This window comes from Dyella sp., assembly GCF_036384435.1.
In the GTDB taxonomy this organism is placed as follows: domain Bacteria; phylum Pseudomonadota; class Gammaproteobacteria; order Xanthomonadales; family Rhodanobacteraceae; genus GSA-30.
The window spans coordinates 20,354-38,297 of record NZ_DASVMI010000184.1 but is presented as its reverse complement, the minus strand read 5'-3'; the positions used below and the strand labels follow the sequence as shown (position 1 = coordinate 38,297).

The 17,944-nt window shown below is 61.4% G+C and carries 15 protein-coding genes; 9 read left to right on the top strand and 6 right to left on the bottom strand.

Features of this window, described 5'->3' with window-relative positions:
- Positions 1–905: GNAT family N-acetyltransferase (locus tag VF436_RS19825; protein ID WP_330905779.1), on the bottom strand; the 905-nt coding region annotated here is incomplete at its 3' end.
- Positions 906–1,001: 96 nt separating this feature from the next.
- Here VF436_RS19825 and VF436_RS19820 point away from each other — a divergent pair.
- Entirely contained in the window at positions 1,002–2,369 is a 1,368-nt protein-coding gene (locus VF436_RS19820) for a formimidoylglutamate deiminase (protein WP_330905778.1), read from the top strand.
- A gap of 120 nt (positions 2,370–2,489) precedes the next feature.
- Positions 2,490–2,645, top strand: coding sequence for a hypothetical protein (locus VF436_RS19815; protein WP_330905777.1), 156 nt, complete (start codon positions 2,490–2,492; stop codon positions 2,643–2,645).
- A gap of 479 nt (positions 2,646–3,124) precedes the next feature.
- Here VF436_RS19815 and VF436_RS19810 read toward each other — a convergent pair whose 3' ends face one another.
- On the bottom strand, positions 3,125–3,646 hold the full coding sequence (locus VF436_RS19810; RefSeq protein ID WP_330905776.1) for a Spy/CpxP family protein refolding chaperone: 522 nt from the start codon (positions 3,644–3,646) through the stop codon (positions 3,125–3,127).
- A gap of 212 nt (positions 3,647–3,858) precedes the next feature.
- On the opposite strand from VF436_RS19810, the gene VF436_RS19805 reads away from it, so the two are divergent.
- Both VF436_RS19805 and VF436_RS19800 read left to right on the top strand, forming a co-directional pair.
- Entirely contained in the window at positions 3,859–4,548 is a 690-nt protein-coding gene (locus tag VF436_RS19805) for a response regulator transcription factor (protein ID WP_330905775.1), read from the top strand.
- Positions 4,545–5,912: a HAMP domain-containing sensor histidine kinase gene (locus tag VF436_RS19800; RefSeq protein ID WP_330905774.1), complete on the top strand. Its 1,368-nt coding sequence runs from the start codon at positions 4,545–4,547 to the stop codon at positions 5,910–5,912. Before VF436_RS19805 ends, VF436_RS19800 begins: the two co-directional genes overlap by 4 nt.
- A gap of 3 nt (positions 5,913–5,915) precedes the next feature.
- Here the strand turns inward: VF436_RS19800 and VF436_RS19795 are convergent, their stop codons facing one another.
- Entirely contained in the window at positions 5,916–6,647 is a 732-nt protein-coding gene (locus tag VF436_RS19795) for a DUF4440 domain-containing protein (RefSeq protein WP_330905773.1), read from the bottom strand.
- A 155-nt stretch (positions 6,648–6,802) separates the two neighbouring features.
- Here VF436_RS19795 and VF436_RS19790 point away from each other — a divergent pair, with 155 nt between their 5' ends.
- Entirely contained in the window at positions 6,803–8,074 is a 1,272-nt protein-coding gene (locus VF436_RS19790) for an MFS transporter (protein ID WP_330905772.1), read from the top strand.
- Positions 8,075–8,460: 386 nt separating this feature from the next.
- Here VF436_RS19790 and VF436_RS19780 read toward each other — a convergent pair whose 3' ends face one another.
- Complete coding sequence (locus tag VF436_RS19780) at positions 8,461–9,729, bottom strand: ectonucleotide pyrophosphatase/phosphodiesterase (protein WP_330905771.1); 1,269 nt, start codon at positions 9,727–9,729, stop codon at positions 8,461–8,463.
- A gap of 53 nt (positions 9,730–9,782) precedes the next feature.
- Between VF436_RS19780 and VF436_RS19775 the strand changes: the two genes are divergently transcribed.
- Positions 9,783–10,208, top strand: a complete 426-nt coding sequence (locus VF436_RS19775; RefSeq protein WP_330905770.1) for a hypothetical protein — start codon at positions 9,783–9,785, stop codon at positions 10,206–10,208.
- Positions 10,209–10,218: 10 nt separating this feature from the next.
- Here the strand turns inward: VF436_RS19775 and VF436_RS19770 are convergent, their stop codons facing one another.
- Positions 10,219–10,791 carry a methylated-DNA--[protein]-cysteine S-methyltransferase gene (locus tag VF436_RS19770; RefSeq protein ID WP_330905769.1) on the bottom strand — a complete coding sequence of 191 codons (573 nt, stop codon included), beginning with the start codon at positions 10,789–10,791 and terminating at the stop codon, positions 10,219–10,221.
- Positions 10,746–12,245, bottom strand: coding sequence for a DNA-3-methyladenine glycosylase 2 family protein (locus VF436_RS19765; protein WP_330905768.1), 1,500 nt, complete (start codon positions 12,243–12,245; stop codon positions 10,746–10,748). Before VF436_RS19765 ends, VF436_RS19770 begins: the two co-directional genes overlap by 46 nt.
- A gap of 185 nt (positions 12,246–12,430) precedes the next feature.
- On the opposite strand from VF436_RS19765, the gene hutU reads away from it, so the two are divergent.
- The 3 genes from hutU to VF436_RS19750 all read left to right on the top strand — a co-directional run bounded on the left by hutU (position 12,431) and on the right by VF436_RS19750 (position 17,913).
- Positions 12,431–14,101, top strand: coding sequence for a urocanate hydratase (gene hutU / locus VF436_RS19760; protein ID WP_330905767.1), 1,671 nt, complete (start codon positions 12,431–12,433; stop codon positions 14,099–14,101).
- A 221-nt stretch (positions 14,102–14,322) separates the two neighbouring features.
- Positions 14,323–15,099, top strand: a complete 777-nt coding sequence (locus VF436_RS19755; protein ID WP_330905766.1) for a TenA family transcriptional regulator — start codon at positions 14,323–14,325, stop codon at positions 15,097–15,099.
- A 66-nt stretch (positions 15,100–15,165) separates the two neighbouring features.
- Positions 15,166–17,913 carry a putative bifunctional diguanylate cyclase/phosphodiesterase gene (locus VF436_RS19750; protein WP_330905765.1) on the top strand — a complete coding sequence of 916 codons (2,748 nt, stop codon included), beginning with the start codon at positions 15,166–15,168 and terminating at the stop codon, positions 17,911–17,913.
- Positions 17,914–17,944: the final 31 nt, after the last annotated feature.

Here is a 17,944-nt window from a genome sequence, read left to right as displayed (position 1 = left end):
TGGGGCGTGTAGTGGCTGAGCTTGCGGATCGCTTCCACGGGAGAGAGCTCTTCGTTCTCGATGGACAGCAATTGCAGCGTGATCAGTTCGGGGAATGTCACGAAATCCGCGTTGTAATCGGCAGCGATGTCAGTGAAATATTCCACCTGAGTGGCGAACTCTTCGAATGATTTGATCCGGCGCTGCTGGTACTGCACCGAGGCGATGCGCACCGCGTCAGGCAGACGCTGCGGCGTGGGTATCGAGGGAGTATCCGGATGATTGAGCAGGCGCGGATTACGCCACGCCAGGTGCGCTGCATAACCCAGCGAGTCGTAGTCGGATGGTACGTAGCCTTTCAGCAGCCCGATCACCTGGAATTCGTTGCTCAGCTGGAAACTGAGGGTGAGATCGCGGCGCTTGCCCTCGACCACGGCTTGTACGTAACCCTCGGGGCTGCCATAACGCTGCATATTCCTGGCCAGGCCCGGGATACGGCCGCCGAATACGATGCCGCGCAGTTTCAGCTCCGTGCACAGGCGCTTGCGTGCCTGATACAGGCGCTGCCCGATGCGCATGCCACGAAATTCGGGGTGGACGACAACCTCCATGCCGTAAAGCCAGTTGCCGTCGGCCTTGTGTCGCGAGGCCATGCCGCCGCCGGTGATCTGCATCCAGGTGTGGGGCGACAAGGCGGTGGCTTCATCGGTACGAAAGGTCGCGCAGTAGCCCACGAGCTTGCCTTCGTATTCCACCACGAACTGACCTTCGGGAAAATGCGTCTGCTGTGAGCGCAGCATTTCCGCCGAGTGGCCCCATTCGGGCGTGTAGACACGAGCCGTGAGATCGACCAGGGCAGGCACGTCGGCAGGTACGGCCTGACGAAGCTGGAGCTTAGGGGTGTGCTCAGGGGTTTTCTTGGCCATGCCTGCAATTATGCGTGATCGAGGTGAGAAAAGCGGTGAAACGGTTTTCACCCGGTTCATCTACACTGATTGGCATCCTTCTCTGGGCTTATCGCCATGATCGACAGCCATCGCATCCGTCATTTTCGCGCCGACCGGGTATGGACTAGCCAGGGCTGGCAAGAAGACGGGGTGATCGGTGTGGATGCAAGCGGGCATGTAGCTCCCGCAGAAGGGCCTGCCGAGCGCCTGGGAGCCTGGGCCTTGCCCGGCATGCCCAACCTGCATTCGCATGCTTTCCAGCGCGCGATGGCAGGCCTGGCCGAACGTCGTGGCCGTACGGATGACAGTTTCTGGACGTGGCGCGAAACGATGTATGCATTTGCCGCGGCTATCGGGCCTGATGAGCTCAAGGCGATCGCCGCGCAGCTCTACGTCGAAATGCTCAAGGCCGGTTATACGCAAGTCTGCGAGTTCCATTATCTGCACCATCGTCCTGACGGGGGCACCTATGCTCAGCCCGAAGCCATGTCCCTGGCCTTGATCGATGCTGCCCGTGAGGCAGGTATCGCGCTGACCTTGTTGCCGGTGTTGTACATGAGCGGTGGCTTTGACGGACGTGCGCTTGCGCCGCGGCAATGTCGCTTCGGGCATGACGTGCAGGCTTACTTGCGCTTGCTGGATAACCTTCGCAAGCAGGAGACTGGCGACCTGCGAGTTGGCATGGCGCTGCATTCGTTGCGTGCCGTGCCTGAACATGCGTTGCGCGACGTATTGGCCGCCGAACTGCCACGCGATATGCCGATCCATATCCATATCGCCGAACAGATCGGCGAGGTACAGGATTGCCTGGCAACGCGCGGCCAGCGGCCGGTGGAATGGCTGTACGACCATGTCGACGTAGACTCTCGCTGGTGCCTGGTGCATGCCACGCATCTGGAGGATCACGAGGTCGCGCAGATTGCACACAGCGGTGCCGTCGCGGGGTTATGTCCCACCACAGAAGCCAACCTGGGGGATGGTCTGTTCCCGCTTGGCGATTACCTTGATGCGCACGGTAGTTTCGGTATCGGCTCGGATTCACATATCTCCATATCGCCGGTCGAGGAGTTGCGCTGGCTGGAATACGGGCAGCGATTGGCAACGCGTCACCGCAACATCGCCACGCGTCGTGAAGGACAAAGTGTTGGCGAAGTGCTGTGGCGCTCGGCGCTGGCAGGCGGCACGCGGGCGTCCGGGTTATCCATCGGTGAGCTCAGCGAGGGACGGCGTGCCGATGTCATCGTGCTCGATGACGATGCGCCGCAACTGGCGGCGCGAGGCGCGGCATCACTGATGGACAGCTTTCTCTTTGCCGGCAACGCGCCGCTGGTACGCGATGTCATGGTCGGCGGGCAATGGGTAGTGCGCGATTTCCATCATCGTGATGAAGCCGGCATCGCTGCCCGCTATCGGGCAGTTGTCGAGCAGCTTGCCACCAGCTGAATGTACATGCCAGGTTGCGACAACTTGGCATGAATGGAAGTTATCGCCCAACAATACGGCTGTCATCGTTGCCTCGAAGGACTGCGTTTTAGTACGCAAGTTTCCACGAGGAGAGTGCCCATGCGTCGTCTGATGATAATCTGCCTGACCGCTGCCATGCTGATGACCACGGCTGCTGCGTTGACTGGATGTGTCGTTGTGGCGCCACGCCATGGTGGCTACTGGGTGCCTGGTCATTGGGCGGGTGGAGTGTGGGTCGGCGGTCATTACCGTTGATCGAGTGGGTCCTGTTGACCTAATGGGCCTCACGGGGTGAATTCATTCGCCATGTGGTCTGCGATTCAGGCGTAGATTGGATTATTGAAACATGCAAGCCGCGACCTCGTCGCGGCTTGCATCGCGATTGAAATCGCTCTTGCAACGGGGCGATCTGCGATGTGATCGCAGATGGCAGCTCTAAACTTTCCGGTCACGATGACATCGCGTCCCGCCTACCTGGCAGGAACCAATTCATTCGCGAAGCAGTCTGCAATCCCGTCGCAGATGGAGGTTTTTAAACCCTCGAAGCTGCAAGTCTTAGGCATCGCCAAGCACCTCTCCTCGAAGGCGTCATGTCCGCCGATCCTCTCGAAGGACTTCAGCGCCGAGTTCCCGCACGCTGATTACAGAGACTGATCCTTAGCCATGAACGACCGATCAGGTACAAAAAAGCCGCCGGCATGTGCCGGCGGCTTCGTCGTGTTGCGACGACCGTGTTACTGCGCGGACTGGCTGGCGCCTGCCGCCTGCTGGGCGCGCTGCTGCTTCCACTGCTGCACGCGTTGTTCGTGCTGGGCCTTGAGCGAGGCGAGCTGCGACTTCTGTGCGCTGGTCAGGATGTTGTAGATCTGCGCGCGGGTGGTCGCATTCTGGGTCACGCGAGCCTGGGTCAGACTGGCTTCGGCCTGTGCGAGGCTGGCAGCCGCCTGCTGGTAGCCGGCGGCGTCAGGCGTCAGCGCCTCGAACGCCTGGCGCTGCTGGCGCACGGCCGCGAATTGCGGCTTGAGCTGGCCGAAGCCCTGCTTGACGATCTGCTTTACCTGGGCCTTCTGGTCGTCGGTCAGGTTCAATTGCTTGAGCGCCATGAACGGGCCGTGGTGACCATGGTGACCACCGTGCCACTGACCATGGGCGGCTGGGCCGGGGGCTGCGCTGTCGTCCTGCGGGTTGGCAAAGGCCAGGGCCGAGGCGCCAAGGGCGGCGGTGAGAAGGAACGAGAGGGGAAGGATCTTGCGCATGGTATGTGCTCCGTTGGGGGGACCTCACTTGCAGGGATATTGAACGATGGGGTGGGGTTTATGAGCTTTGCGACTGCGTAAAGATCGGTAAAGACAGCCATGTCCGTGCTCTTGGCTGGGGCTACCGGACAGGTAAAGCGCTTAATCTTCGAGGTGTCGCAAGATTTCACTGTCTGCCCCGCGCCAGGGCGATTCCCTTTACGCTTATCCCCATGTCCCGAATCCTGATTGCCGACGACGACCGCGAACTGTGCGCGCTGCTGACCGAATACCTTCGCCGCGAAGGGTTGGAGGTCGATGCAGTGCACGATGGGGAGTCGGCGCTGGCCCGACTGCGCGATGCCGCCACACGGCCAGACCTGATGATCCTCGACGTGATGATGCCGGGCCAGAATGGCCTGGATACGCTGCGCGAGCTGCGTCTACAGCATCGCCTGCCCGTGATCATGTTGTCGGCACGTGGCGAACCGGTGGACCGCGTGGTGGGGTTGGAGCTGGGCGCCGATGATTACCTGTCCAAACCTTGCCTGCCACGCGAATTGCTTGCCCGCGTGCGCGCACAACTGCGACGCCACACCGTGGAAGGAGCCGGTACGATCACTATCGGCCAGCTCAGGCTGTTGCCAGGTGAGCGTCGTGCCCTTGTGGGCGAAAACGAACTGAGCCTTACCGCTGCAGAGTTCCTCTTGCTGCTGAGCCTGGCGCAGCGCGCCGGCGAGGTGATCGATAAGGCCACGCTGACGCGGGCTGCGCTCGGGCGTGAACTGGAGCGCTTCGATCGCAGCGTGGACGTGCACGTCAGCCGGCTTCGCCACAAGCTGGCCGAAGCGGATGAAACCTCCTTGCGCATCGAGTCGGTGCGCGGCGCCGGTTATGTGCTGGTGGTCGGGGCGCGCGCATGATCCGTTTTCGCAGCCCTCTTCGCAGTCCCTTGTTCTGGCGCGTGCTGGTGTGGTTCTGCGTGGTAAACCTGCTGGTGCTGTTCGTTGGCGGTGTGTTGACGCGGCGATTCATCGAATATTCCTCAGCGCAGGATATCGACTGGCCGGCGATTGCCCAACAGGCCACGCAGGCCTACGAGGCTGGCGGAAAGGAAGGATTCGGTGCCTGGGCACGCCAGGAGCGACGTGTCGGTGTCGATGCGACGCTGTATGAAAACGGCCAGCCTCTGCGCGACATGCGCATGCCGCAGTCGTTGCGGCAGCAGTTGCCCGGCTTGCTCGAGGATGGCCGCGACGTTGAGCTGGAGCCGTGGCCTGGTTACTACTTTGCGGTGCAGCAGGTGACCGGCAGCGATGGCACGGTGCGCGAAATGGTGGCCATCAGCAATTCACTCGCGCGCGTGCCTCCCAGAATGCGCCAGCAGATTCTGCTGGGAGTACAACTGGCCTTGTCACTATTGTTCATTGCCATTGCCGGTTGGTGGGTCGCGCGCAGCGTGGCGCGTCCGGTCGAGGCGCTGCGTGACGCGACCCGACGCATGGCGAAGGGCGAATTCTCCACCCGCGTGGATGCGCCGTGGAAGAACAAACATGATGAACTGGGCGAGCTTTCGCGTGACTTCAACGGTATGGCTGAGCGCATCGAGATGTTGATCGCGCACGAGCGTGGCGTTCTGCAAGATCTATCGCATGAATTGCGCTCACCTCTGGCGCGCCTGCATTTGATCATGGACCTCGCCCAGCACAGCCAGAGCCGGCAAGACGCCGATGGACACTTTGCGCACGCCGAGCGAGAGATTGTCCGGCTCGATCGCATGACTGGCGAAATGCTGGCACTCTCGCGCCTCGAAGCCGGCTTGCCGGGCATGGAGAGAGAAGCGGTGCCGCTGGACGAATTGCTGGTTGAGCGCCTGGAAGCTGCCGCCATTGACGCCCGGGCGCGTCAGGTGAACCTGCGCCTGCTCGCCAGCGGGCACGCTTGCGTGCTGGGCAGCCGGCTGTTGCTGGAGCGCGCGCTGGACAACCTGGTTTCCAATGCGATCAAGTTCAGCCCCGAACATGGGGACATCGATGTGGCGATCACGCTGGAGGCTGGACACGCGCAATTGTGCTTGCGTGATCATGGACCAGGCGTTCCCGTGGATGAGCTGGACCTGATGTTTCGTCCTTTCTATCGTGGCAGCAATGCATCGCGTGCTGAAGGGCACGGTCTGGGCCTGTCGATCGTGCAACGCGTGGTGCAGGCGCATGGGGGGCGTATCGAAGCGGCCAACGCCGAGGGCGGTGGCCTGGCCATAACGCTTTATCTGCCGCTGGCCAGCTGAAACTCAGTTCTCGCGGCGCAGATGAAGGTCATTGAACTTGCGGCGTTCGATCAGTTCGACCACGTTGCCTTGCCGATCTCGCCGGAATACAAGCAGATTGCGCTCGTCGTCAGTGCTCATGAATACGTCCCGAGCGACCGGCTCGAGTGGGTCGAATGCGCGGCCGGCGCCGGTTACATAGCCGATAGCACCGTTCCTGACGCTCACGACCCACGCGCGATTCGGTGCATAGCGGTAACTGCCGCGATAGTCGTCCAGGGGCAGGTCGGCCACTTCCAGCGAAGGCGGTGGTGTTGGCAGGGTGACTGCCTCATAGCCGGCCAGCTTCCAGCGGTCATGATCCCTCACGTATGTCATCACATTGATGTAGCGTACGATGAAGTGCTGCCCAAAAACTGTCTCGCGCTCGTAACCTTCGAATCGCATGACGACAGTATCGCCGTATTCATGAACCTGGGCATCGCGCACTTCGATGCTGCCGGAGAATCCGGCAGGGAAGGCACGGAGCGAGTCGATCAGTTCCTGTTTGCCTTGACGGCGGCCAAATTCGTCGACAACGATCGCGTCATCGGTGAGCGTTTCCTGCCACAGCGCCTTGTCGCCTGCGCCGATGCCATCCATCAATCGCTGGGTCAGCGCAGTGATCTGGTCGCGCACGGGCACAGTGGCATCGCCCGCCCAGCACGGCGACGCGATCAAGGCCACGATCGACCAAGCATGGAGTAGCTTTCGCATGCCTCGATTCCAGGGCGAGATTGGGTCGCAGTGTGCTGCCTGGCTCCGCTCGGCGCCCGTGCCCCAAGTCATAGCGGGTGCTGATAGGTCTGCCCTATAAGTCCATCGCATGATCGTTATCGATCGAAGACGCCGATGGTTTTATGCTGCATTGAATGAATACCCCGATCATTCCAGCGCCAGGAGTGGGTGACGATGACTGGATTCGTCACGGTACGCCGGCTTTCCGGGCCACCAACCTGGCGTTGTTCGCTGCAGGCCTGGCGACCTTCGGGTTGCTCTATTGCGTGCAGCCATTGATGCCGGAATTCAGTCGGCACTACGTGATCAGCGAGGCGACCAGTGCCTTGTCGCTCTCGGTCACGACCGGTGTGCTTGCCGTGGCCATGCTGTTTGCCGGTGGTGTTTCCGATGCCTGGGGCCGCAAACCCGTGATGGTGGTCTCGCTGCTGGTATCGGCGCTGCTGGTGTTGTGTTCGGCCTGCACCACGGGGTGGCATCAGCTGTTGCTATTGCGGACCCTGTTGGGCATCAGCCTCAGCGGTTTGCCGGCAGTGGCGATGACCTATCTCAGCGAAGAGATGCATCCGGATTCAATCGGCCTGGGTATGGGGCTCTATATCAGTGGCAGTGCCGTGGGCGGCATGGGCGGACGATTGGTGTCAGGCGTGCTCGCTGGCTGGTTCGGCTGGCGCGTGGGTATCGCGGTGGTCGGAGGCATTGGCCTGGTGTCTGCGCTGGTGTTCTGGCATGCGTTACCGCCGTCGCGGCATTTCGAACACAAGCCGTTGGATGCACGTGCGTTATTGAACCGCTTTGCGGCGATGTTTCGCGACGCTGCACTCCCTTGGCTGTTCGTTCAGGGGTTCCTGCTGCTGGGCGCTTTCGTCACCGTGTACAACTACCTTGGCTACCGTTTGCTGGCGGCGCCGTTCGGGCTGAGCCAGGCACTGGTGGGCCTGATCTTCAGCGTGTATCTGGTGGGTACCTTCAGTTCGGCCTGGATGGGTTACCTGGCTGGCCGGATGGGGCGACGCAAGGTGCTGTGGACCGCCTTCGCGCTCATGGTGGCTGGCACAGCGATGACGCTGGCCGATAGTCTGTGGCTGATCATCCCGGGCATCGTGGCGATCACCTTCGGTTTTTTCGGCGGACACTCCATCGTGAGCAGTTGGGTCGGACGCCGGGCCGGAGCCTCCAAGGCGCAGGCCTCGTCGATGTACCTGTTTTCCTATTACATGGGTTCGAGCATTGCCGGCGCCAGTGGCGGCCTGTTCTATGCTCGCCACGGCTGGTATGGCGTGGCCGCATTCGTCGGTGTGCTGGTTGTGCTGGGCTTGCTGATTGCACTCTGGTTGTACCGGGTGCCCCCACTGCCCGGCGTATCGACGCCGCCCACGCCGATGAGCAAGGGCGCGATGCCGTGAGGATGGATTCACCCGGTCATCCGGTGCTTACCGTCGTCGATATCGAGGCAACCTGCGCGTTCTACGCGCGTGTGCCTGTTTTGTGAGTGGTGAGCTTTGGCCAGGGGTGCAAGGCGCTGTCGTTCGGGTACCAGAAAATAAACCTGCACCCGCAGGGCAGCGAGTTTGGTCCCAAGGCTGATCGTCCCACGCCTGACCCGGAGGATCTTGTGTCTTTTTGCTGCAGCGCCGTTTGATGATGTCATACGTCATCCCGACGGTGCGGCGTGGCCCCTGTGGGGGGCAGTACAGCGTCCCGGCGCCCAGGGACCGATCATGTCGGTCTATTGGCGTGATCTCGATCGCAACCTGTTCGGGATCATGCAATCTCATGTAAGGCCGGTGCCTTATTTGAGCATGTCCTTGACATCGTCGTAATGACCATCGTTCGGCGCAGGCACCACGCCAAGCAAGTGTGCCATCAACGGGTAGACATCCACATTCGGGAATTCAGCCACACGAATACCTTGCTTGAACGCCGGGCCATGTGCCACGAACAACGCGCGCATGAGTGGATCGGCATTGTCGTACCCGTGATCGCCCAGGCTTACCTTGCCGTTGCGACGGGCGAGAGCATCGGTGGTGGCAATACGCCAGCCAGTGTCGGCCAGACAAAGCAGTTGAGGTACGCGTGAATTGCCGCCGTAAGCCAGGCGTGCCGGCACGCGGCTCTTGTCCCAGCACTGCATGTGCTGCTGGGGTTTTTCCAGTTGCCGCTCGATGGCGAGGAATTGGGCCTGTCCATGTGGCTTGGGGTCGAACCCGGCGAGAATGCCCAGGCTCACCGTATCGACCTTGTCGATCGGTACGAGCTTATCCATCAGGATACTGTTTTCCCGCGGTACACCTGCCATGCCGTGGTCGGCCAGGATGATGATGTTGATGCGATCGAGCAGATGACGCTGACGCAAGCCTTGGACCAGTCGAGCGAGAGCGGCATCGGTTTCGCCGATGGCATCGTTCACCTGCGACGAGTCCGGGCCGTAACTGTGGCCTGCATGATCGACTGCATCGAAATACAGGGTCAGGAAGGTTGGCCGTGAGCTAGCAGGAAGATCAAGCCAGGCCAGCGTCTGGTCGACCCGCTGAGCCGGCGTGACCTTGCCGTCGTAGGATTTCCAGTAATCGGGATGGTGCCCCTGAATTTCCGCCTCCGAGCCCGGCCAGAACATCGTGGCGCTTTTCAGGCCGCTGCGGCGGACCGTTTCCCACAACGGCATGCCTTCGTCCCACCAGCGCCGATCAGCCACCGCCTCGCGATTGCCGAGCGAGAATTTGCCCAGTACCGGATCGGTCATCGTGTTGTTGACGATGCCGTGATGATCGGGGCGCAGGCCGGTAACGATGGTGTAATGATTGGGAAAGGTCAGCGATGGAAACGAAGGTTGCATCGCATCGGCGTGTACGCCGTCCTCGGCCAGCATCTTAAGCGTCGGGCTCAGGCCGCGATCGAGGTAATCGGCACGAAAGCCATCGATGGATATGAGCAATAATGGCGTTCGTCCGGCGGAATCTTGCGAAGCCACCGAAACGGGCGGGACGGCTACAGGAGTAACGGCACAACCGGCGCTGAACACCGCGATGGCAAGACATGCGGCGCGAAACAGGAATTTCATGAGTGGATCCGTAGGATTGAATCTGGGCTACCCCACCATGATCGCTTACTCACATGACTATTACACGTCCTTCCCAAAATTCATTCAAGGTTATTTTCAGCCTTCGTGGCGCGCTTGGGGTGGTGCTTTGCCTATGCGCCAGCATGGCCATGGCGCAGCAGAAGCCAGCTCCAAAGCCGGCGTCGCCTCCGCCGCCTCCGCCACGAGTCATTTCGCCGCCAGCGTCGTACTACCAGAACCAGCAAGCCCAGCAGCAACAGCAGATCCGCAATCAGATCGAGCAGAATCGGCAGCGTGAGCAGTTGCAGCAAAATATCCAGAACACGTCCCGTGTACCGAACGCCAACAATCCGGCCATGCTTCAGCAGATGAATCAAGCCGACAAGGCGCGCCAGGATAACTACAACGCACAGCAGCGCGAGCAGCTAAATCGCTATCAGAACACGACCACCACGCCACCGCCGGCGTCTTCTCGCTGAGTCTCGAAAATCAGCAAGCGGTGAGTGGAGACGGCCTGGCTGCGATGAAAAGGTCGCCGTGGGCTGTCTGGTCTTCCATGGTCAACAGCCAGCGTTTGCGTGGCAAGCCGCCGCCGAATCCGGTCAGGCTACCACTGGCGCCAATGACCCGATGGCACGGCAAGATCACCGGAATCGGATTGCGTCCATTGGCAGCCCCCACCGCACGCATGGCGGATGGGTGACCGATGCGCTTGGCAAGTTCGCCATAACTTATTGTCACAGCGTAAGGAATGCGTGCGAGCTCATTCCATACTTGGCATTGAAACGGTGTGCCCTCGGGACGTAACGGCAGATCGAATACTTGCCGTTGTCCAGCAAAATATTCGTCCAGTTGCTCACGCACAAAGCCGACTGCCTGACTGTCGCGCACCCATGCCTGACTCATATGCTTGGGGTGGCGCTCCTGTTCGAACCACACCTGGCGCAAATGCGTACCATCGGTGACCAGACGCAGCATGCCGATCGGGCTGGGAATATCGTCGTAATAAAGGGTGGTCACAGGATCTTGGCCTGTCTGGTGGCATCGACCGACGACGCCCATAGATGCATGACAGTGTAGGCGCGCCAGGGGCGCCAGGGTTCTGCGCGCAGCTTAAGGCCGCGAGTGCTCAGCGCTTCGCCCCCTCCGGCAACTCGCCGCAGGATCAAGTCGGCGGCCGGAAATGCGTCCGGGTGGCCGAGAGTGCGCATTGCCATGTAGTGCGCCGTCCACTCCCCAATGCCCGGCAGTGCCACCCAGCGTTGGACGAACTCGTCCAGCGATTGCTCGGTATGAAAACCTGCGCGCCCATCCATGACGGCACGCGCGACGGTACGAATCGTATCCGCACGCGCTCGAGTCAGGCCGATGGCCCCCAGGTCGGCATCGGCCAGATGTTCTGCGCCAGGAAAACATCGGTTCAGTCCGGCCTCACTGGGAAGATCCAACTCGGCGCCGAAGCGCTGTACGATGCGCGAGGCAAGCGTACGCGCTGCGGCGACGGATATCTGTTGCCCCAGGATGGCGCGGACGGCGATCTCGAAACCGTCCCAACCGCCGGGCAGTCGCAAGCCAGGACGTTTGCGCAGCATGGGCTTGAGCAGGCGATCGGATCGCAAATGGTCGCCAATGGCCTGTGGATCGGCGTCGAGGTCGAACATACGGCGTAGCCGGCCCACAACGTGCAGCATCTGTTGTGGTTGAGGGCAGTGCAATTGCAGTTTCAGAGCTGGCTCGTCGTTCGACCACGCGCTTAAGCGCAGCCAGCCAGGTGCTGCCGGAGTGCCCAATACACGCGCATAGGTGCACTCATCGACAACTTCCACGCCCGGCAGCGCGCGATTTCGCAGAAAGTCGAGGATCGCCTTGAAGTCGTAAGGTGGCCGATAGTTCAGCCTTAGTATCAGTGCTTCGGCAGGCGCGGAGCGCGGATGGCGACGCAGGTCGCGTGGTGACATACGGTTGGCCTGCGCGAACGCTGCATTGAAACGGCGCAGGCTGCCGAAGCCTGAGGCCATGGCGACATCGGTAACCGGCATGGCCGTCTCGGTGAGCAGTTGCTTGGCAAACAACAGTCGCCGTGTCGTGTAGACATGGATGGGGGGTGCACCCAGTTTTTCGACGAAAAGGCGCCGCAGTTGGCGCGGACCTACGCCCACGCGTTGGGCAAGAGCTTGCAGAGACAATGCCTGCAGCTCACCACGCTCGATCAGTTTCAGCGCACGGGCGACGACGTGATCGCTCCGGCGCCAGCCATCGCTGCCTGGCGATAGCTCGGGGCGACAACGCAGGCATGGACGGAATCCGGCGGCCTCGGCTGCCGCGGCCGTCGTGTAGTAGCGGATATTCTGCGGCTTGGGCGGCGGTGCCGGACAGACAGGTCGGCAGTAAATCCCCGTAGAGGTCACGGCTGTGAAAAACAGGCCGTCGAAGCGCGCGTCGCGGCTCAGGCGAGCCTGATCGCAGACCAGGCGATCAGGCAGCGAATCATCTTTGTCCTGCTGGAGGATGTCCATCGGCTCAGCCTAGCATCGTCGGCAGGTTGATACTGGCCGTTTTCGGACGTGGATCGCACGACGCATAGGACAGGGCCTAAACCGGCCTCGCGTGTGCCGGATTTTGGCGCGGTGCAGATGGCAGGGGGCGTCGCATACGCCCATAATCGGGAACCTTTGCCCGATTGCAGTCAAGGATCTTGCCCATGAATGCTCCAACGCGAATCGATACCGCTCGTACCATCCGCGCGCCGCGCGGTAGCGAACTATCCTGCAAGAGCTGGCTGAGCGAAGCGCCGTTCCGCATGTTGCAGAACAACCTCGATCCGGACGTGGCGGAAAATCCAGCGGAGCTGGTCGTGTACGGCGGCATCGGCAGGGCGGCACGCAATTGGGAATGCTTCGACGCCATCCTGCGTGCGCTGCGTGAACTCAATGACGACGAGACATTACTCGTGCAGTCGGGCAAGCCTGTCGGTGTATTTCCTACCCATGCCGACGCGCCACGCGTGCTGATCGCCAATTCGAACCTGGTGCCGGCCTGGGCCACGTGGGAGCATTTCAACGAACTCGACCGCAAAGGCCTGATGATGTACGGCCAGATGACGGCCGGTTCCTGGATCTATATCGGCTCTCAGGGCATCGTGCAGGGCACTTACGAGACATTTGTCGAGATGGGGCGCCAACATTACAACGGTAGCCTGAAGGGACGGTGGATCCTTACGGCGGGCCTGGGCGGCATGGGGGGTGCGCAGCCACTTGCAGCCAGTCTGGCCGGCGCCAGTTCGCTAGTGATCGAGTGCCAGCAGAGCCGCATCGATTTTCGCCTCAAGACGCGCTACGTGGACGAGCAGGCTATCGATCTGGACGACGCGCTGGCGCGTATGGCGCGCTACGCGTCCGAAGGCCGGGCAGTATCGGTGGCACTGCTTGGCAACGCAGCGGAAGTGCTACCTGAACTGGTGCGTCGCGGTGTGCGTCCCGATGCCGTGACCGATCAGACCAGCGCGCACGATCCGGTCAACGGTTATCTGCCCATCGGCTGGTCGCTGGAGCAATGGTTTGAGCGGCGCAAGAGCGATCCGGACGGCACGGCCAAGGCAGCCAAGCAATCGATGCGCGAACACGTACAGGCCATGCTGGCATTCCACGCACACGGTATCCCTACGTTCGATTATGGTAACAATATCCGCCAGATGGCCAAGGACGAAGGCTGTGCCGACGCGTTTGCGTTTCCCGGTTTCGTTCCGGCATTTGTCAGGCCGCTGTTTTGCCGCGGCGTCGGCCCGTTTCGCTGGGTGGCGCTGTCAGGTGATCCAGAAGACATTTACCGGACGGACCAGAAGGTAAAGGAGCTGATCCCGGACGATCCACATTTGCACAATTGGCTGGACATGGCGCGTGAGCGCATCAGCTTTCAGGGTTTGCCCGCTCGTATCTGCTGGGTGGGCCTGGGCCAGCGGCACAAGTTGGGACTGGCGTTCAACGAGATGGTTCGCAAGGGCGAACTCAAGGCGCCGGTGGTGATTGGTCGTGACCACCTCGATTCCGGTTCGGTCGCCAGTCCCAATCGCGAAACCGAGGCGATGCGCGATGGCAGCGATGCTGTCAGCGACTGGCCCTTGCTCAACGCCATGCTCAACACGGCAAGCGGTGCTACCTGGGTCAGTCTGCATCACGGCGGTGGCGTGGGCATGGGCTATTCGCAGCATGCCGGCGTGGTGATTGTATGCGACGGTAGTGAGGCGGCGGATCGTCGTCTGGCGCGCGTGCTTTGGAACGATCCAGCTAGTGGTGTCATGCGACATGCCGATGCCGGTTACGACCTGGCCGTGCAGTGCGCGCGGGAGCAAGGGCTGAAACTGCCGATGCTCTGAGCCTGCATGTTGTGTCATCGAGACGGATCAACGGGCGCCCGGCCGGCGTCTTGCGATCCGATGGGATCGCCAGTATGGGTACTTCCTTCGTCCTCCCGTGGGTCAAGAGATTCCGGCACGCCGTCTGTGCCGGAGCACCGCCGGGTAGTGGGGCAACCCCTCCCGGAACCGGCAAGAGCCATGTTGGCCCTTGCTGCCGACCTGATGAAGGAGAAGCAACAATGAATGTACGTTTTGAGCGCAGCGGTTCCTTGATGGAGCTGTCCAGCTACCCGAGCTGGGCGCAGGATATGGTGCTGGAGTGCGAAGATGCCAAGAAAGGCGTGGTCGACCATGAAATCTGGCCGGTGATGTGCAATGGTGGGCTGGGCTGGCATGGCACGCGGAATTTCATGGTGGGCGTGTGGCCGGTCATTGAGCGCTTTCCAGGCTATATGGCGCTGAACCTGCTCAAGACCCGTTTTGGCCGCAGCCATGGCGACAACATGGCCCGCCGTTGGCTGGTACGTAACATCCGGGTAGAGCAAAATCACGCCGAGCATTGGCTCAATTGGGCCGAAGGCGCGGGGGTATCCCGTGAGGAGGTGCTGCATGGACAGGCGCCGCACGGAACGGACGCGCTTGCTCGCTGGTGTGAGGAGATAAGCAGTCATGGGCCCCTGGCTGCCGGTATGGTGGCGACCAACTACGCCGTGGAGGGGGCGACAGGGGAGTGGTCACAGCAGGTGTTCGCCAGCTCCGCCTACGCCGAGAGCATGCCGGCAGCGAGCCGGACCAAGAGCCTGCGGTGGCTACAGTTGCATGCCGCCTATGACGATACCCATCCCTGGGAAGCACTGGAAATTGTCTGTACGCTGGTAGGGGCATCGCCTTCTTCGGCCGAAGCAGCCTATTTGGGGGAGTGTGTTCGTCGAAGTTATGTAAGTATGCGCATTACGCTGGACAGGTGCCTGGATGCGCATCGTGCCCCCTGGCCGGTCAGTGAGGCCGCGGCGTGAGGAAAGTGTGAAGACGTGGCGAGCCCCGGACGGTTGGCGATGTAACGACAATGGAAACAGGACGCGATGCGTATCGTCCATGACGTAGCACAAAAACCGTTGTCTCGACGCCTCATACCGCTGGTGTATGCACTGGCGGCGATCATGGCGTTGGTGCTCGCCATGACCTGGGGTGCCCTCCAGGTGCAGGTCACTCTCGCCGGTTTCCTCAACGGCGAGAGTCTGTGGTCCAAGGCGCAGAAGCAGGCGGTCATCGACCTGGAGAACTACGCTGCCGACGGCCGGCCGGAGTCACTGGAGAGCTTCCGGCGCAATTACGAGGTAGTCAAGGCCGATCGCGGCGCACGCGATGCCATCGATACTGGCCATTTCAATCGCGGCCAGGTCACCGACGCCTTCCTTCGTGGCGGCGTCATACCCGATGCCATTCCGGGCATGATCTTCATGCTCCAGCACGTATCCAGCGCTCCCTATATGAAAGAAGCGCTGGATGCCTGGCGCTCGGTGGATAAGCCGCTGGATGACCTGGGTGTGATCGCCGACGAATTGCAGCATAGTTATGCCCGGGGCGCGATCACTGCGGAGGAGGTGGCGCGACAGCGCGCGCGCATCAATGATCTGAGTGTCTTCATTGGCCCCCGGGCCAACCGCTTCTCGGTAGAAATCGCACATGGCGCGGCGTGGCTGGGACGTGTCCTGTTCATTGGCGTGTTGCTGGCGGCCTTGCTTGCCTCAATCGTCTGGCTGCGCATGGCACGGCGTGTGCTGGTCAACATTCGCGGCACCGAGGAACGCTATCGCCTGCTGTTCGATAGCGCTGCCGATGCTATCGTCATGGTGGACGAACACTCCGGCCGGATTCTCGACGTCAATCGAACTGCCGCACAGTGGATCGGGCGTGGCATGGACGACCTCATCGGCAGCAGCTTCGCGGAATTGTTCGTTGCTGGCAGTGCTCGGCTGGTCGGTGCATCGGTCATCAGCACCTTGCGTTCGGCTGATGGCCCCGACCGCCCGGTCGAGACGCAAAGCAGCCTTGCGACCTGGGGCGAGCGTTCGGTTCGCCAGGCGATCATCCGCGATATTTCCGAACGCATGGCGATGGAGCAGGAGCGCCGCGTCGCCGCCGAGGCACTTGCCAGTGTGGTCGAGGGCGTCATGATTGCCGATGCTCAGCGCTTGGTGATCACGGTCAATGCCGCGCACTCGCGCATTACCGGCTATTCCGCGCAGGCCATGCAGGGGCGCCCGTTTGACGATACACGTTGCCTGCCCAATGGTCAGCCCTTGCCCGAAAGTGTCTGGAAAGACATCGAAGGCGGCGGCAGTTGGGTCGGTGAGGTGCAGAGTCGGCGCCGCGATGGTAGTAGTTATCCAGAGTGGTTGAGCATCAGTGCGATTCGCGACACCGATGGCAGGGTGCAGCATTACGTGGCTGTGTTCACCGATATCACGGCGACCAAGGCTGATCGCCAGCGCCTGGAATACCTGGCCACACATGATCCGCTGACCGGGCTGGCCAATCGCGACGAATTTCAGCGACATTGCGCGCGTGCCATCGACGCGGCCACGCGCCAGCACGGTGCGGCCGTGGTGCTATTTGTCGACCTCGATGCCTTCAAGGTGGTTAACGACAGTTACAGCCATGCCATTGGCGATCATCTGTTGGTCAAGGTGGCCGAGCGTATCCGTGGCGAGCTGGGTGAAAGCGACGTGGCAGGGCGTATCGGTGGTGACGAGTTCACCGTGTTGCTGACGGGCCTGCGTACTCGCGAAGAGGCCGCACCTTTCGCCAACCGCTTGCTGGCCAAACTTTCTGAGCCGTTGCAGGTCGTCGATTACGAAATCGTGCTCAGCGCGAGTATCGGCATCGCTGGCTATCCTCTGGATGGCAGCAATCCGATCACCCTGATTACGCACGCCGATGCAGCCATGTACGCGGCCAAGACCGAAGAGCGCAACGCGTATCGGTTCTATACGCCACTGATGCTGGCTGATGCGCGCAAGCGGTTGTTGCTCGGCGCCGACCTGCGCCTGGCGCTGGCTCGCGGTGAGTTCTACTTGGTATATCAGCCAAGCGTGGACTTGCGTACCGGACGTATCATCGGTGCCGAGGCCTTGTTGCGTTGGCGCCACCCGGATCGCGGCGAGCTGATGCCGGACGAATTCATTCCGCTGGCCGAAAGCCTGGGCCTGATTCGCCGCATCGACGCGTGGGTCATGCAGGCCGTATGTAACCAGATACGGGCCTGGGATCAGCAGCGCCTGCCGCAGATTCGCATCGCTTTCAATGTATCGGCAGGCTCCTTCGGCCACGGCTCGTTTGCCGAGGTGGCTCGCCAGGCCCTGCATGCCAGCGGCATCACGGCTTCGCGCCTGCTGATTGAAATTACTGAAAGCACCATCTTGCGCCAGAGCGAAGAAACCGAGCACACCATGCGTACCCTGCGGTCGCTGGGCATCGGTGTGGCGATCGACGACTTCGGCACGGGCTATTCGTCCTTGGCTTACCTGAAGCTGGCATCGATCGAGTACCTGAAGATCGACCGCTCCTTCGTGACCGGCCTGCCGGGCGAAGGCAATGACGTGGCCATCGTCGAAGCGATCCTGGCGATCGCCAAGAGCATGGGCATGGGTACTATTGCCGAAGGTATCGAGACATCCGAGCAGCATGACTTTCTGCTCAAGGCCGGTTGTCCGGAAGGGCAGGGTTATCTTTTCTCCCGTCCGGTGGTTCCGGCCGAGATCGAGCGCATGCTCTCACCGCAGGCCCGCACCTCTCCCAAGCTGCATCTGGTGCCACCCAAGAAGTAAGCCGGCGTCACGACGTGACCTGGGCGGTTCG